This is a genomic window from Marisediminitalea alba (assembly GCF_002993365.1).
Lineage (GTDB): Bacteria > Pseudomonadota > Gammaproteobacteria > Enterobacterales > Alteromonadaceae > Alteromonas > Alteromonas alba.
Genome location: NZ_PVNP01000124.1, coordinates 32,708 through 47,644 on the forward strand (window position 1 = coordinate 32,708; position 14,937 = coordinate 47,644).

The following is a 14,937-nucleotide window of genomic DNA, read 5'->3' on the forward strand; positions in this document are numbered from 1 at the left end:
AGGTTTTCAACTGTTTAAATCAAATTTCAATAGATAATTATTTACATATATTCTAAATATATTTCTTTACCCGCAGAGTGATTAACGATAAAACTTGCCCGAAGCACATCCTCTGCAGGGTAAATTATGGAAGCCTTTATCGCTGAGCTGAAGAAAGCCTTTTTGATTGCTCAGGACGCCGTTCTTAGTCCAACATTCTTGTACCAGGTGATTGTTATTGCATCGATTTATGCCGTTGCCTGGCTGATATCCTCAAGCTTGCGTCGGCAATTTAGCTGGACGCGGGAAGCACCGGCTAATGGTACGCATATAATCCGACTCAAAATGTACCGTCTGGGTGGTACGCTGTTTCCCATTTTCACTATTACCCTGCTCAAGCTTACCTCTATTCTGGGTAAACAGTATCAGTTAGATGCCTGGCTGCTGGAAGTCGCGGTAGTGGTAGCGATTATGATTTTCCTCAACTCTTTCATTCGGGCGTTTGTTGAAAGTCGGGGCATAGCGAACTTTCTGCGCTGGGTAGGTTTACCCATTGTCTTTCTGCACATGATTGATGTGCTGCCTGCTGTTATTGCAGCCTTGGAGTCAATCTCGATAAATGTTGGTAACGTCAGCGTGTCAGCCTACGGCGTCGCCAGAGTCACTATTTTCGGGGTGTTATTGTTCTGGCTTGGCCGTGCATCCAGCGTGATGGGTAAAGACATTATTCGTAATCACGAAAAGCTCGATGTGACCACCAAAGAGGTGTTTTCCAAGCTTTTCGAGGTGGTGCTGTTCTGCGTTATTTTCCTGCTATTGCTGAATATTATGGGCATCAACCTAACCGCTCTTGCCGTGTTTGGTGGAGCACTAGGTGTAGGGCTTGGCCTGGGCTTGCAATCCATCGCCTCCAACTTTATATCGGGCATTATTATTCTGCTGGACCGTTCCCTTACCGTTGGTGATTTTGTTGAGCTTGATGATGGTAGCAAGGGGTTTGTGCGCGAATTTAAAATGCGCTATGCGGTGCTTGAAACCTATGACGGTAAAGATATCCTCGTTCCTAATGAGAAGTTTATCAGTTCGTTATTAATTAACTGGACGCATAAAGATCCTAAACAGCGGTACCGTATCGATTTTTCGGTAGCTTATAAAACTGACATCCGCGCCATGGTCGAAATTATCAAAGAGGCCGTAAGCGAACATCCTCAGGTAATAAGCGGCCCGGATATTCCCTTTGAAGAACGCCCTGATTGCGAAATTGACAGCTTTGGCGACTCCGGCGTTAATATGTTTGTGGAGTTTTGGATGGAAGGCGTGGATGATGGTAAAAACCGGGTCGGAGGCGACCTGCTGCTGATTGTTTTTGAAACATTGCGGGCACACGATATCGAGATCCCATTCCCGCAACGCGAAGTCCGTGTCATTAACGAAGACGCTATTTCACTTAAAAATACTACGCCGTGATTAAAGAAGGGGGGCTGGTGCCCCCATGGTTTTAGTTGGTTGGAGCAGGCGCAGTCTGATAGGCGTCTGTACCCCACAATGGCACGGTCGATAAACTGTGTTTAAAACTGCCCGAGGTTTCCTTAGTGGAATAGGCCAGGTACATCAGCGTTTGGTTTTGCGCATCAAAAATGCGGCGAATTTTCATATTTTTAAACAGTACGCTTTTCGATTTTTTGAACACAACGTCACCGGATTTGGTTTTATCGATAGCCGCTATCATGGCTGCAGTAATTTCGCCAGTCTGACGGCAGGCAATCGAGCTGTCAGAGGGATCGGCAAGGCTCAGGTCAGCCTCAATGCTGGCCACATGACAGGTTACCCCCGGGATCAGTGGGTCGGTGAACATGTCTATTTTAATGTCCTTGGTGGTAAACAGCCCTAATGAGACATCGCCTACTTCATTGCGGTCGCAGGCGGTTAGCAGTAAAACGCCCGTTAGTGCGATTATCAGCTTTTTCATAACATTCCTTTTAACAGTTGCCGGTTTGGTTACAGGGTACACCCATCGGCGATGCTTCGGTATGTTTATCCCTGATAGTTGATGTACAATGACCGACGTTAAACTTATTTACGGTCGTGCGCGTAACAAAGGTCGCATTACCGATATCAATCAAGGAATTTAATCATGCCACTACTCGACAGCTTCCGTGTTGATCACACCCGCATGCAAGCCCCGGCTGTTCGCATTGCGAAAAAAATGACGACGCCTAAGGGCGATCCTATCACCGTTTACGATTTGCGCTTTACGGTACCAAATCAGGAAGCATTGTCTGAAAAAGGCATTCATACCCTTGAGCACCTTTTTGCTGGTTTTATGCGTGAGCATCTGAATGCGGATGACGTTGAAATCATCGACATTTCTCCAATGGGTTGCCGTACTGGTTTTTACATGAGCCTGATTGGTACGCCGGATGAAGAGCGCGTAGCCAAAGCCTGGCTGGCAGCCATGAATGATGTACTGAATGTACAAACCGAATCTGATATTCCGGAACTGAACGAGTACCAGTGTGGCACTTATAAGATGCACTCGCTGAAAGAAGCGCAGGAAATTGCCCAAACGGTACTCAACCGCAAAGTAGGTATCAACAGTAACGACGAACTCTACTTAAGTGATGAGTTTTTAGAGCAATAAAACAGGCCTCTTCTGCTCTCGTACCGGGAGCAGAAGTTATTTACTTCTGCCGGTTTACCCCGACACCATCACCATTTTTCGGATTGTGCCATCGCCTCTGGTGAGAATATACAGCTCACCCGCACCGTCCACACCAAACCGCATCTGCGCATGATTAGCGCCATTTTGAATATCCGACAGCGTTTTTATCCTGGCATTGTGTTTTAACTTAAGCTCGCCGAATTGGGCCATCTGGCCATTCCTGAGAGCTGCAGCCTGAGTGTAAAAAATCCGTCCGCTGGCCATATCGCCGAAGATATACATACCATTCAGTTTAGTTAGCAGCGCTCCGTGGTATACATATCCGCCAGTTATTGCGCGCCCCAAATCATGCTCGTACTGTAAGGCCGGATAAGTATAGTTAAACTGCGAGTCGTTTGCCGGGAGAGGATGATAGGTTTTATTGTTTTTACGGTCGACATTCAGGAAGCCTTCACGCTGGCTCCAGCCATAGTTGCTTCCGGCGATACCGACATTAATTTCCTCAGCCAAAGCCTGACCTATATCGATGAGAATCATGCGATGGTCGCCAGCACTATCCCAGGTAAACCGCTGCGGATTGCGTAACCCATAAGCCCAGATCTCAGGTAAAAAAGGAGGGTTATTTACAAAAGGGTTATCCGGCGGCACTGTATAGGGTCGGGCACCTCGGGCAAGCGGATCAATCCGCAAAATTTTACCTAATGGGAGTTGTGGGTCCTGGGCGGTATGAAAAGCGTTTATTTCCTGTTTATAACCCACGGTATTACCGCCATCCCCAACGCCAATATAGAGCCTGGCATAATCAGGTTCACCTGGCATTGCACTGTTGTTAAACGCGATCTGGCCGATGGTGTGATCGCGAAAAGGGTGTGAAATTCGCATTACCACCCTACTTGAAGAAGAATCTATGCGGTTATTGCTGACAGAAGACATCTGCCATTCCCGGATAACATCCAGATGCGATGGTGTTCTTCCTGTATTCACTTCCTTAAAGTCTGGCTTGCCGGAACCGTATCTTTCAGTGGTTGCCGTATAGATTTTGCCGAAACCGGGCAGTCCGGGCCGGGCGAAATTGGGGTGAAAAGCCATCGAGGTCAGCCCTTTTTCGGTATCATTTCGAACAAACACATCGCCGAGGGCAGCGTTCACGTCTAAAAAGGGTTCGTTAATGAGCTTTTCGTTATCGATGGTATACACATAACCATCCAAGTCCACCGAATAGAAGCGCTTTGAATCGTCCTTAACAGAGGCTAGGGTAGTTATTCTGGCGCCTGAACGTTTACCCGGACGTATCGGCAGGGTCGCGACATCACGAATAATAACCTGTATATCTTCATAATTAATAGGTTGGCTAATTTGGGCTGTAGTGACCGCAGTAGCTTGCATTGGTGAAGAGCTCTGAGTTACAGAAACCTGTTTATTGTCACTGCAGCCAAACAATACAGATAGAAGTAATCCCAGCAGAGAAATCTCCCTTATGCGAATAGCTGAGTTTTCCATAACCTGTACTTCCTTGATTCAAATTATCAAAGCCTTAGCGAGGCTTTTCTAAAAATAGTATTAATAATCAAACAGAATACTTTCGAACAACTGCTCGGGCAAGACACATTCACGTTCTTTCACGGCTGGATGAATATCAAAGCAAATTGCAAGAACTGTGGCCGTACATTATAGCGCGATAAAGCCGTAAGATCGGACGGCCGTTTTAATCCGGGTCGCTTTAACAAGATGATGGTTCGTTAGCTTTTGATTGCGGGTCTGTTAATCCTTAAGTAAACTGATTGCTAAATTAAAACAATCGTTCGGCCGCTACTGGTTTACCAATTCTCTAATAAAATCAGGCTGGTGTGGCAAATCTGCCGCGTAGAATATATTGTTTAAAAAACAATAATAACCATGGCGAAAAATAGCGCCGCCTTTTTTATCGGGTAGAGGACTACCCATGCAGTAGAGGACAAGGATGTGACAGACTCCCCCCGTACCCATCAGAAGGTAGCACCCTATCGTGCCGTGTGGCTGGAAGGTCTGCTGACCATCGTCACCATGGGTTGTTACCTGTTTATATGGTTTGCCCTTGCCGCCCGCGATTGTAAACGCATAACCGGTCGCTCATTTACGCCCATCCTGTGGTTTTTTGCGCCGGTAGTGTGTTTGCCGTTGCCTTTTGCCTCGCACATCCTGCTTAAAACGTTTAGTGATATTGAAGCCCAGCGGCAACTGCCGGGCTGGAGCAGAATGCAGAACATTGCCTGGAATGGCCTGTTCAGCGGTGCCTATATTGGTGCTTATGTTGTTGCCGAATTCATTGAGAGTCAGGCGCTGCAATTTGTCTTGTGGGCTGTGGCGTTTATTTTATTTTTGCTACTACATCATCGTTTAAATCGCATCAGGCAAGCATTTGAGAGCGAACCAATGATGCACCGGTTCGCCGGATTCAACGCCCTGGAGTGGGTGGTAGGGTTACTGTTTTTAGCCCTGTGGGTTGGGTTGTTCTGGGCGCTGGGGCAGTTGAAACTGGTGAATGTAGAGACTACCCGTATTGAGTCCGGAACCGAAGTCGTGCTGCCTGAGGCAGGCGTGCGCTTTACGGTGAACCAGGAAGGCTGGGAAAATGTGCCGATTGGCACTGTCACCGATGGCACGGCTGAATACGAACTACGAGGGCCTGCCTCATTAAACAATATGTGGTACGCCGTATTTACTTATACCGAACATGACGACTTTAATGAAGTCGCGCAAAATCGCTACGCTACTTACCTTGAAGTGCTACCCGGTGCACAATGTACGGCTTCACGTTCACTGCAACAAGGAACCGATCTGCTGCGTTCGGTAGTAAGCTGCGAAAATACCGAGGCTGGTGATAAGCAGCTCTATATTTCACACCTTATCGAACGGGAGAAAGGCCTGGTTGAGCTGGTGGGATACATGTGGGTGGCACCGCGTAAATATACGCAATACAAGCCGCAATTTGTCAGGGACGTAAAAGGGCTGATCGCAGATGAGAAGTAAGCTACTCCTATTATTCAGTTTGCTGTTAACGCTGCCGGTATCGGCTGAATTTCTGCAGGGGGATGGGTTGATTGCGCGGGCCAAACAGCTTGCCAGTGAACTGGAACCTGATGCCCACAGTGCGTTAACCGGCCTGGAGCGTACCTACAAAGTTGCAGTGAAAGACAACAAAGTAACCGTTTACGGTCATAAAATCTGGTTTTATCCCACCACAGCATCCGTGCAGAACAATGCTTACGAAAGCATTTATTTTAATCAGTTAAATGAAAAGCTCACGGTGCTGACGGCAGCGAGTATTTCGCCAGAAGGCAAGGTGAGTTACGTCAATGAGTCTCATCAGAAAGTCATTGCAGAAGATACCTACAATACCTTCACGGAAACCGAAAAGATGATTGTGTCTTTTCCGGCGGTGGAAGTGGGCGGCATCACGCTGATTGCATATAAAATTGAGGAAACTCTCACAACGGAGCGACCCTTCTGGAGTATTCGCTCCTACCCTCAGCAAACTGCTGATATGCTGAATTACAGTTTTGAGGCGCAGTGGGACGACAGCGCCCGGTTGTATTTTGATAATACCAGTGAGCTTGTAAGTTGTGAGCAGCAGCCCGCGCGGGTGTACTGTCACGCCGTTAATCTCGTGGCGGCAGAGTCTGACAGCGTGGTGAACTGGGGCGATAAGTTAGGCCAGATCACGCTTTCTACAGAGCCAGATTGGCAGGCGGTTAAAGCGCAAGTGCGCCCTGGCTTTGTCAACGCTATCAAAAATAACCAGGGCGTACAGCCGCTGGTTGATGAGTTTGCTGGTAGTGCTGATGGCAAGCAGGCACTGATCCAGCGTATTTTCGAGTTTGTTGCCCGCGATATTCGTTATGTTTCTCGCTCTGAAGCCGGCTACGACATAGTGCCGCATAACGTGGACGAAACCATCGACAACCGCTTTGGTGACTGTAAAGACAAATCGGCCTTGCTGATAGCCATGCTCCGCGCCATTAACATTGATGCTGAGCCGGTATTGGTGGCAACCAAACGAGAGCGGCCGGGCATGGCGGGCGCTGCTGCCGTCGGTTTATTTGATCACGTAGTGGTTTGTTTTAGTTTTGCAGGCCAGCAATATTGCCTCGATCCAACCGACCCCTACACGCAATGGCAGAGCACGTCAGACTGGATCCAGGGGCGGGTTGCACTGAACCTTTCTAACGATGCGTCGTTAACTACCATTCCACGCCCGCAATATCGCTGGCAGCTTAAAGCGCTGTCAGATATTACCATTACGCCAGAGGGGGGCCAGCAAGAGCTCGTTACCCTCACTTTTCTGAATGAGTATGCATCGTTAATGCGTCAGAACATGGCTGGTCTGTCGCAGCCAAAACGCCTTGAATACATGGTGGATGTTTATCATGATGTGGCCAATGAAGATGCTGAGCCGGTGTTTGAGATCTCCGGCGTTGATACTATGTCGAGTAGGTTAACTACCCACTCTGAAACCACCTACGAGCCTTATTTTAATCCTCAGCAGGGCATTTCTCTGGCTGAGAATGACTCGTGGTTACGCGGAGAACTCTCATCATCATGGCTCAACAACGAAGTTTATGGTCAGTTTTACCCCGGCTTCTTAGTCGAGTCTGAGTATAAAATTCAGGTACCGCATGACTGGGCACTCAACCGCTATCCGCCGGACCTGAACCTGGAGCATCAGTATGGCAGGCTCACCCGCTCTTATCGGTTTGAGCCCGGCGATGAGCTGGATACTTTGTACGTGACTACCACATTATCAATGCCTTCGCGCTATCTAGCAGTAGAAGAGATAAAAGTCTTCAATGATCTATTAAATGTCTTCTATATGCAGGCACCGATTACCTTTGGGCATGATAGTTAAGCCCGCTAAGTGGTTGCGTTAGTCTGATTGCTGAATGCTGATAAAAGCGCAGGCAATCACACAGCAAAGGCTTAAGGTTGTGGTTGTTAGTATGAAGGCGTGAGCGGGTGGCTGATTTATTATAGCTACCAGGTATGCGCCGACGGATGCGCCGGTGAGGTGGAAAAAGCCAGTTAAAGCGGCCAGCAGGCCCGCCGAGGTGTCAGAAAAGCCGAGCATTAAAAGCACGCTGCAGGGCATGGCAATACCGGCCAGGAAGAAAATGAGGTAACTAAAGCTCATAATGAGCCATAGGCTGTCAGCCCCCATTATTGAGATCCACAACAGGGCGGTACAAGACAACCCCAGTATCACCCACCCGGACAGTGTGAATTTATGCAGCGCAGAAACGCCCGATAATTTAATATTTACCACGCTACCCAGCACAAAACACATGGTAGCCAGCAGCGAAAACAACGAAAATGCCCCTTTGCTGTAACCGTGCTCATTGATAATCAGAGACGGGCTGATAGTCACAAAGCCGAAAACGATGCCATAAAGTAATCCGCTGGCAGTTCCGGTTAACAGAATCGGGCTCACACTGCTTTTTAGCAGCGTTAAGGTATCCCGCATTACGTGCGAAGAGTTGAAACAGGCCGTATTTTCAGCGCGGGAGTGACCGCAAAAAGTAATCCGAAAGCCAGCAGCGCAATCACCAGCACTACGAAAAATACGGCTCTGAGCCCCAGCCACTCACCGATTAATGTCCCCAGCATTGGCGCAATTGCCGGGGCAATGGCAAAGGCTATGTTAGTGAGTGAAAGAGAAATATTTAGTTGTTGTGGACTAAATAACTGTTTCGATAAGGCTCGCGTTACCGACACACCAACCCCGCCGCCAAGCCCCTGAATAACCCGCCCGGTAAGAAAGAGCAGTGGACTATTGGCATGGGCAACGATCAATGTGCCCACTATAAATAACAGTAATCCTGACTGCAGCAGACGGGGCTTATTCAGGTAGTCGCAGGCGATGCCGGATACCAACTGAGATACCGCGAAAGCGATAAGAAAAAGGGCAACGCTTTTTTCAATCAGAGAGATTTTTGTGCCATGCAACTCGGCTAATTCTTCAAAAAAGGGCGTATAGATACCCGTTGAAAGCTGACCCAGCACAGCGAGGAGAATAAAAGTAACGGTCAGCACGTAAAATAAACGCCTGGAAATCGCTGAGCTCATCAAAAGGCTATCCCGCTATGATTGGTAAATTTTCATTTTATTTTGTTGATATGACAAACGTTTGAAACGGCAAGCTCTGATGTTTAACAGTCATATTTAATATTTTCTTTTGCAGGATAACGAGTTACACACTTAACTTTAAGAAAGTGAGGAGAAAACTTGCGTAATCTTCTTAATCGTTTAAGATTCAGTTTGCGAAGTTAATTTTTTGTGTGTTTTATGTTGCGCAGAAAGGCTGCTAAAAGTCGCGCACAACATCAAACCTTGCACTAGTATCAGCGTGTTACATGTTTATGTTTCGAGTTTGTGAGAATCAGGAGCATGTTTGTTACGCTAACATTTACTACAAACAGAGATCTTGATATGAAAGATTCACTAAAACCGAACTTAAGCTTTTGGCAGATATGGAACATGTGCTTTGGCTTTTTTGGCATCCAGTACGGCTTTGGTTTGCAACAGGCTAACCTGAGTCCGATTTTCCGCTATCACGGTGCGGCAGAGCACGAACTGCCTATTCTGTGGCTGGCCGGTCCGGTAACAGGGTTACTCATCCAACCGCTAATCGGGGCCATCAGTGATGGTACCTGGACCCGCTTTGGTCGCCGGAAACCGTTTTTTATGATTGGTGCGCTGGTTGGCTCCATTGCCGTGATGTTTATGCCTTATGTGCCTGAGTTATGGATGGTAGTAGGGCTGTTCTGGATCCTTGATGCTGCTATGAATACCGCCATGGAACCCTACCGTGCGCTGGTGGGCGATAAGCTTAACCATGAGCAGCGCCCTACCGGTTACGCCTTGCAGTCTTTCATGATTGCCGCCGGCCAGATGCTGGCCGGGCTAATGCCATTAATTATGATTTCTGTTGGCGTTTCAGCCGAGACTGACGGTAAGCAAATTCCGGAAATTGTGAAATATTCCTTTGCCATTGGCGTAGTGGTTATTCTGATTTCCATGGCCTGGTCATTTGTTAAAACCGAAGAATACCCGCCTGAAGATATGGAAGCATTTCATGCTAAACGTGAGCACAAAAGCATTGGTCACGTGTTTACCGAGTTGTGGAGTGCGCTGGTGGATATGCCTAAGTCGTTGCGCGCTGTGTGGTGGGTGAAGCTGGTTACCTGGTTTGGTTTACCTATGATGTGGCAGTACCTGGCGCTTTCGATTGCCCGTCACGTTTACGATGCCCCTAATCCGGACAGCCCCGGCTTTGTGGAAGGCACCGCGCAGGTAGGTATGGCGTTTACAGTAATGAACGTGACTACGCTTATCATGGCGCTGGTTATTGCTAAGGTCGTCACCAAAATCGGCGATGCTAAAACCTATGCGCTGTTTTTGCTAATTGGTGGTGTGGGTTACTTGTCGATGCAGCTGACTACCGACCTGTATACCACTTTTGCCTGCATGGCGCTGGTAGGGATTGGCTGGTCAGCCGTTATCACTGTGCCATTTATCATTGCTGCCGACGTAACACCTGCCGCCAGAGTAGGGGTTTATATGGGTCTGCTTAACGCCATGATTTGTTTGCCGCAGATTATGGAAATGCTGTCTGTCGGTTATTTCTACGATTCTTTGCTTGGCGGGGACCCGCGAAATGCGTTGGCTCTGGCCGGTATTTTATTTGTGGTCGGTGCCGGTTTGGCATTGCGTATTAACACCAAACCTGATCACCTGGCTAATCAGGAGAAGCAATCATGCAACTAAAACAGATGTACCGCCAGTGGTGGAAAGAGGGCGTTGTTTATCAGATTTATCCCCGCAGTTTTCAGGACTCCAACGGTGACGGGGTGGGCGATCTGCAGGGCATTATTAAGCGCCTTGATTACATCGCTTCGCTGGGCGTGGACATAGTCTGGTTAAACCCGATTTATAAATCGCCCAACAATGATAATGGCTACGATATTTCTGATTATCGGGACATTATGGATGAGTTTGGCACCATGGCCGACTTTGATGAGTTGCTGGCCGGTTTTCATGCCCGTGGTATCAAGGTGGTGATGGATTTGGTGGTAAACCACTCCAGCAGCGAGCACGAATGGTTTAAACAAGCCTGTTCATCGCGAGATAATCCCTATCGTGATTATTATCACTGGTGGCCGGCTGAAAAAGGCACGCCGCCGGAGCGCTGGTCGTTCTTCGACGAAGAAGGTAGTGCGTGGGCCTACCACGAGCCCACTGACGCTTACTATTTGCATTATTTTGATAAAACACAGCCAGACCTAAACTGGGAAAACCCGAAAGTGCGCGAAGAAATCTTCGACATGATGCATTTCTGGTTTAAAAAGGGTATTGATGGTTTCCGGATGGACGTGATCACCTTTATTTCCAAGCATGATGACTACCCGGTATTCGAGGGCGTGCACGGCGATGCCATGATCGATGTTTATGCCCAGGGCCCACGTTTACATCAGTATCTGCACGAAATGAACCGCGAGGTGCTGCAGCATTACGATATTATGACCGTAGCCGAAGGGCCGGGCACAAACCTAGATAATATTCATGACCTGGTGGACGAAGACCGTCAGGAACTAAACATGAATTATCACTTTGAGCATGTGGAGCTGGGCGTTGATCAACGTAAGATCGTTAACGCTGATTTCCAGAACCTGGTGAAGTACAAAGAGATCATGAGCGCCTGGGCAACCACCTTCGACGAAAAAGGCTGGGGCACCCAATGGCATACCAACCATGACTTCCCGCGCCAGGTGACCTGGTTTGGCGATGATTCGCCGGCCCATCGAGTGCAGTCCTCAAAGTTACTCAGTACCTTTTTGCTTACCATGCGTGGGACGCCCTACTATTACATGGGTGATGAAATTGGCATGACTAACGCCAAATTCGACAGCATTGATGACTATAACGATCTCATGACCATTAATTGGTATAACCTCACCAAAAATGAGGGCGGTGATGCCGAAATGCTGCTCGAGTCACATAAGTTAAGTGGTCGCGACAATGCCCGTACGCCTATCCAGTGGGACGATTCGGCCAACGCTGGTTTTACTACCGGTAAACCCTGGTTAAAGGTGACCGGTAATTATCCTGAGATCAACGTAGCTGCCCAGGAAGAAGACCCGGACTCGCCACTGAATTACTTCCGCCAGCTTACCCGCCTGCGCAAGGAAAATCTGACGCTGGTTTACGGCGCTTATGAATTGCTGCTACCGGATGATGAGCATATTTATGCGTTCACCCGTAAACTTGATGATGAGGTGATTCTGGTATTGCTTAACTATTCGAGCCATCAACAGCATTGTGCACTGGAGCCGGCATTGATTGGCGATAATGTCATGATCAATAACTATCCGTCGCTGCAGTCTGATGACTCAGGATACACCCTTGAGCCGTGGCAGGCGGTGGTGATCCGGATAGCGTAAAAAGTCGTTGTTTTAAGCAAGAAAGCCGCTCATCTGAGCGGCTTTCTTGGATTTGGCCGGAATAAAGGGCTTATTAATCAGTTAGCGTTTCTTTCTGCGCCGAAAAACGATGGTGGTTACGGCAATAACCAGTAATGCCAGCGGATGCATTGCACCCCCGGAGGAGCCGCTACTGGATGGTGGTGTAGGGTCGCTGTCATTGTCGATCAGAGTGTTTGGAACCGGCGTTAAATCCGGATTGGTAACAGTCGCTGCGTCGGTAACCACAATATCAGTAATTAACACAAAGTTATCGCCGTCCGGCTCACGGCCGTTGGTGGCATCGTCGTTGGTGTAATCCTGCAGCGGAATAGAGTTGGCTGCCCCGCCCAGATTAAAGCGAGGAAGCTCGCTAATCGCGTCTGCGACATCCATGCCGTTATCAATCACCTGGCCAAATACGGTAAAGCCGCCATTCTGCACATCCAGATTCTGGCTGTTGTCCGATAAATTAATAACCATTGTGATGTAGCGCTGTTCGGATCGCCGGCTTGTTTTGCCATAGCAATAGTGCCACGAACATTAGAAAGCTCCGGCTCATTAACCACCGCAACACCGGTAGCTACATTGTCGAGAGGCAGGGTATTGTTGTAGGTAAAGCCCCCAGCCTGGACTACAAAGTCAGGTTCAGAACGGTGCACTACGTTATTGGCATAAGCCCCCGAGTTAACGTATTCAAGAAAGTTTTCAACGGTTTCGGGGGTTGCTTCGTCAAAAAGGTTAACGCTGATGTTGCCCATATTGGTGCGAATTTCCACCACTGTTGCCGCAGCATGCAAGCTGAACAGTGCAGCAGTGCTGAGTGCAAGAATTGGTTTTATCATGCTGGTAATCTGCTCATTGTTATTAAAATGCAGGCCAATAGTACGCAAAGTCCTGAGGACCGGAAACCTTTTCTCTGTATCATTTTGTAATCGTGGTCGTTGCGGCTAACAAGTCGTTTGGCTGAGCGGCTCGGATTGGCAATTCCTGCCCTGGCTGTCTACTATACTCAGTAGTGCTTGTTGCTTATGCCCCTGTCACTATTACAGGTGCTGGCAGCTAACAAGCGGGTTGTAACTAACAACGAAAGAGGAAGAACAACTTGGATATGAATGATACAGAGACAAGGCTCCTCACAAAATACCGCCTGCTGGATGAAGGTCATCAACAGATAGTTGAAAAATTCATCGATAAAATTCTCGCTCAGGATAAAGACAGCTATGATGCCAATCTCTCCAATGCCGAATTAGTGGAGTATGCCATAGAGCTTGAAAGACAAAGCGACGCCTAGTTAATCGCCTCTATTTGACTAGTGATAACACTGCCCGATGTACCAGGTTCAGACGGGGTCCACACCGCCCCTGTGCCTGCAATAAATCCCATTTCAGTCTTATACCATATATGGACCCTCTCCGATTGCAAGACACCGTGTTGACTAATTAACGTGATTCATTGCTGCCATATATTCGGCTTTTTAGTGAAGTCATGTGGCTTCTAGCCTTGATGGTTGTTCGCATCTTGTTGTCTCATCAATCCGGCGGCCTCGAAGGCCCTTGGTATAATCTGATTTGAACAAGATGGTTATGAACCGTTAATCATCAGTACGTTGTCTTTTGCAATGCGTTGATAGGCTTCCTGTTTTCGTTTACGTGCTTACTACTGGTTTGGGTTTGACCGGCTAAACCGCAGCTTTATTTATCTGCCCTGGCAGATAATCCTGTTGATGGTGCAGCATGGCCCAGGCCATTCTCGCCATCTTATTGGCCAGCGCGACGCAAGCTTTGTTAAAGCTCATTCGCGCTAAGCAAGCCCGACACCACTGGCTCACTTTATCGGTTTTATCACCGATATGGCGCAAGGCGGCTCTGGCACCGTTAATCATCTGGGTGCGTAAATACGTATTCCCGCGTTTGCTGATACCCAGCAATCTCGGGTTATCTCCCGTTGTATGTTGTTTGGGGACGATACCCAACCAAGCGGCTAAATGTCGACCACTATTAAAAGCCTGTCCTTGTCCAATACCTGCATATAAAGCAGTAGCAATCAGTGGCCCAATACCGGTCATGCTCATTAAGCGCTCGCATACAGGGTGGTTTTGTGCAAATGCTTTCAACTCCTTATCCATTTCCTTAATGCGCTCCCGTAACACCAACAAATCGTTGAATAAACCTTGAAACAGTTGGCGAGCTAGCATACTCAATCCATTATCAGCCTCTTCCAAGGTGAAAGGTAATTCTTTCACCACGGTCGCTACGCCCCGTGCATACACAATACCGTATTCAGCCAACGAGCCTCTTATCTGATTACTCAACGCTGTTTGCTGCGCTATCATACGCTCTCGAATACGATGCATGAGCTGAATATCTTGTTGTTCCTGAGACTTAAACGGCACAAATCGCATCCCTTCACGCTGTGAGGCCTCGGCTATCGCCTCTGCATCATTGTAATCGTGTTTATTGCCTTTTCGGTATGCCACAACATATTGCGGCGCGATGGCTTTGACTTCATGCCCCGCTTTTGTCAGCTCACGACACCAATAATGGCAACTGCCACAGGCTTCCATCACCACGATACTTGGCTCCAGTTGGCTAAAATAGGACAGCACCTGATAACGCTTTAACTTCTTCTTTTTGAGTACTCTGCCGGACTGATTCATAACAACTAAATGAAAAACAGACTTGGCGATATCTAAACCTATTGTTACCTTATTCATGTGACCTTCTCCTTCTTGATAGTGATTCAACAACTCTATCTTGGCTCATTTGAAGCCTTTATGGGAGGAGAGGGTCCATACCATTAATC

The 14,937-nt window shown here is 48.0% G+C and carries 14 protein-coding genes; 7 read left to right on the top strand and 7 right to left on the bottom strand.

The annotated features are described in order from the left end of the window. Positions 1 to 126: 126 nt before the first annotated feature. Positions 127 to 1,446, top strand: a complete 1,320-nt coding sequence (locus tag C6Y40_RS12060) for a mechanosensitive ion channel family protein (RefSeq protein WP_105934808.1) — start codon at positions 127 to 129, stop codon at positions 1,444 to 1,446. Between the two features lie 31 nt (positions 1,447 to 1,477). Here the strand turns inward: C6Y40_RS12060 and C6Y40_RS12065 are convergent, their stop codons facing one another. After that, positions 1,478 to 1,948, bottom strand: coding sequence for a CreA family protein (locus tag C6Y40_RS12065; RefSeq protein WP_105934809.1), 471 nt, complete (start codon positions 1,946 to 1,948; stop codon positions 1,478 to 1,480). A 165-nt stretch (positions 1,949 to 2,113) separates the two neighbouring features. Here C6Y40_RS12065 and luxS point away from each other — a divergent pair, with 165 nt between their 5' ends. After that, entirely contained in the window at positions 2,114 to 2,620 is a 507-nt protein-coding gene (gene luxS / locus C6Y40_RS12070) for an S-ribosylhomocysteine lyase (protein WP_105934810.1), read from the top strand. A 54-nt stretch (positions 2,621 to 2,674) separates the two neighbouring features. Here the strand turns inward: luxS and C6Y40_RS12075 are convergent, their stop codons facing one another. Further along, positions 2,675 to 4,141, bottom strand: a complete 1,467-nt coding sequence (locus tag C6Y40_RS12075) for a PQQ-dependent sugar dehydrogenase (protein ID WP_105934811.1) — start codon at positions 4,139 to 4,141, stop codon at positions 2,675 to 2,677. Between the two features lie 462 nt (positions 4,142 to 4,603). Between C6Y40_RS12075 and C6Y40_RS12080 the strand changes: the two genes are divergently transcribed. Next, positions 4,604 to 5,650: a DUF4234 domain-containing protein gene (locus C6Y40_RS12080; RefSeq protein WP_146129560.1), complete on the top strand. Its 1,047-nt coding sequence runs from the start codon at positions 4,604 to 4,606 to the stop codon at positions 5,648 to 5,650. Further along, a complete protein-coding gene (locus C6Y40_RS12085; protein WP_105934813.1) occupies positions 5,640 to 7,526 on the top strand; it encodes a DUF3857 domain-containing protein in 1,887 nt (628 codons plus the stop codon). The genes C6Y40_RS12080 and C6Y40_RS12085 overlap by 11 nt, the downstream gene beginning before the upstream one ends. 18 nt (positions 7,527 to 7,544) lie before the next feature. On the opposite strand, the gene C6Y40_RS25200 is transcribed toward C6Y40_RS12085, so the two are convergent. Both C6Y40_RS25200 and C6Y40_RS25205 read right to left on the bottom strand, forming a co-directional pair. Next, positions 7,545 to 8,105, bottom strand: coding sequence for an MFS transporter (locus tag C6Y40_RS25200; protein WP_240621936.1), 561 nt, complete (start codon positions 8,103 to 8,105; stop codon positions 7,545 to 7,547). Positions 8,106 to 8,137: 32 nt separating this feature from the next. After that, positions 8,138 to 8,740, bottom strand: a complete 603-nt coding sequence (locus tag C6Y40_RS25205) for an MFS transporter (RefSeq protein ID WP_240621938.1) — start codon at positions 8,738 to 8,740, stop codon at positions 8,138 to 8,140. Between the two features lie 363 nt (positions 8,741 to 9,103). Here C6Y40_RS25205 and C6Y40_RS12095 point away from each other — a divergent pair, with 363 nt between their 5' ends. After that, complete coding sequence (locus tag C6Y40_RS12095; RefSeq protein ID WP_105934818.1) at positions 9,104 to 10,441, top strand: MFS transporter; 1,338 nt, start codon at positions 9,104 to 9,106, stop codon at positions 10,439 to 10,441. Further along, the gene (locus C6Y40_RS12100) at positions 10,432 to 12,114 is read left to right on the top strand and encodes a glycoside hydrolase family 13 protein (RefSeq protein WP_105934814.1); all 1,683 of its coding nucleotides are present in this window, start codon (positions 10,432 to 10,434) and stop codon (positions 12,112 to 12,114) included. Before C6Y40_RS12095 ends, C6Y40_RS12100 begins: the two co-directional genes overlap by 10 nt. A gap of 81 nt (positions 12,115 to 12,195) precedes the next feature. Here C6Y40_RS12100 and C6Y40_RS25550 read toward each other — a convergent pair whose 3' ends face one another. Both C6Y40_RS25550 and C6Y40_RS25555 read right to left on the bottom strand, forming a co-directional pair. Next, on the bottom strand, positions 12,196 to 12,576 hold the full coding sequence (locus C6Y40_RS25550; RefSeq protein ID WP_420836933.1) for a peptidylprolyl isomerase: 381 nt from the start codon (positions 12,574 to 12,576) through the stop codon (positions 12,196 to 12,198). Next, complete coding sequence (locus C6Y40_RS25555) at positions 12,540 to 12,977, bottom strand: peptidylprolyl isomerase (RefSeq protein ID WP_420836934.1); 438 nt, start codon at positions 12,975 to 12,977, stop codon at positions 12,540 to 12,542. Before C6Y40_RS25555 ends, C6Y40_RS25550 begins: the two co-directional genes overlap by 37 nt. 266 nt (positions 12,978 to 13,243) lie before the next feature. Here C6Y40_RS25555 and C6Y40_RS12110 point away from each other — a divergent pair, with 266 nt between their 5' ends. Then, entirely contained in the window at positions 13,244 to 13,426 is a 183-nt protein-coding gene (locus tag C6Y40_RS12110) for a hypothetical protein (protein ID WP_105934815.1), read from the top strand. 387 nt (positions 13,427 to 13,813) lie between these two features. Here C6Y40_RS12110 and C6Y40_RS12115 read toward each other — a convergent pair whose 3' ends face one another. Continuing rightward, positions 13,814 to 14,848, bottom strand: a complete 1,035-nt coding sequence (locus tag C6Y40_RS12115) for an IS110 family RNA-guided transposase (RefSeq protein ID WP_105933601.1) — start codon at positions 14,846 to 14,848, stop codon at positions 13,814 to 13,816. Positions 14,849 to 14,937: the final 89 nt, after the last annotated feature.

Bases quoted from the DNA above. Each gene is read 5' to 3' on its own strand.
- C6Y40_RS12110 (WP_105934815.1), top strand. From the start codon at position 13,244: ATGAATGATACAGAGACAAGGCTCCTCACAAAATACCGCCTGCTGGAT.
- C6Y40_RS12100 (WP_105934814.1), top strand. From the start codon at position 10,432: ATGCAACTAAAACAGATGTACCGCCAGTGGTGGAAAGAGGGCGTTGTT.
- C6Y40_RS12060 (WP_105934808.1), top strand. From the start codon at position 127: ATGGAAGCCTTTATCGCTGAGCTGAAGAAAGCCTTTTTGATTGCTCAG.
- C6Y40_RS12065 (WP_105934809.1), bottom strand. From the start codon at position 1,948: ATGAAAAAGCTGATAATCGCACTAACGGGCGTTTTACTGCTAACCGCC.
- C6Y40_RS25205 (WP_240621938.1), bottom strand. From the start codon at position 8,740: ATGAGCTCAGCGATTTCCAGGCGTTTATTTTACGTGCTGACCGTTACT.
- C6Y40_RS12095 (WP_105934818.1), top strand. From the start codon at position 9,104: ATGAAAGATTCACTAAAACCGAACTTAAGCTTTTGGCAGATATGGAAC.
- C6Y40_RS12075 (WP_105934811.1), bottom strand. From the start codon at position 4,141: ATGGAAAACTCAGCTATTCGCATAAGGGAGATTTCTCTGCTGGGATTA.
- C6Y40_RS12115 (WP_105933601.1), bottom strand. From the start codon at position 14,848: ATGAATAAGGTAACAATAGGTTTAGATATCGCCAAGTCTGTTTTTCAT.
- luxS (WP_105934810.1), top strand. From the start codon at position 2,114: ATGCCACTACTCGACAGCTTCCGTGTTGATCACACCCGCATGCAAGCC.
- C6Y40_RS12085 (WP_105934813.1), top strand. From the start codon at position 5,640: ATGAGAAGTAAGCTACTCCTATTATTCAGTTTGCTGTTAACGCTGCCG.
- C6Y40_RS25555 (WP_420836934.1), bottom strand. From the start codon at position 12,977: ATGATAAAACCAATTCTTGCACTCAGCACTGCTGCACTGTTCAGCTTG.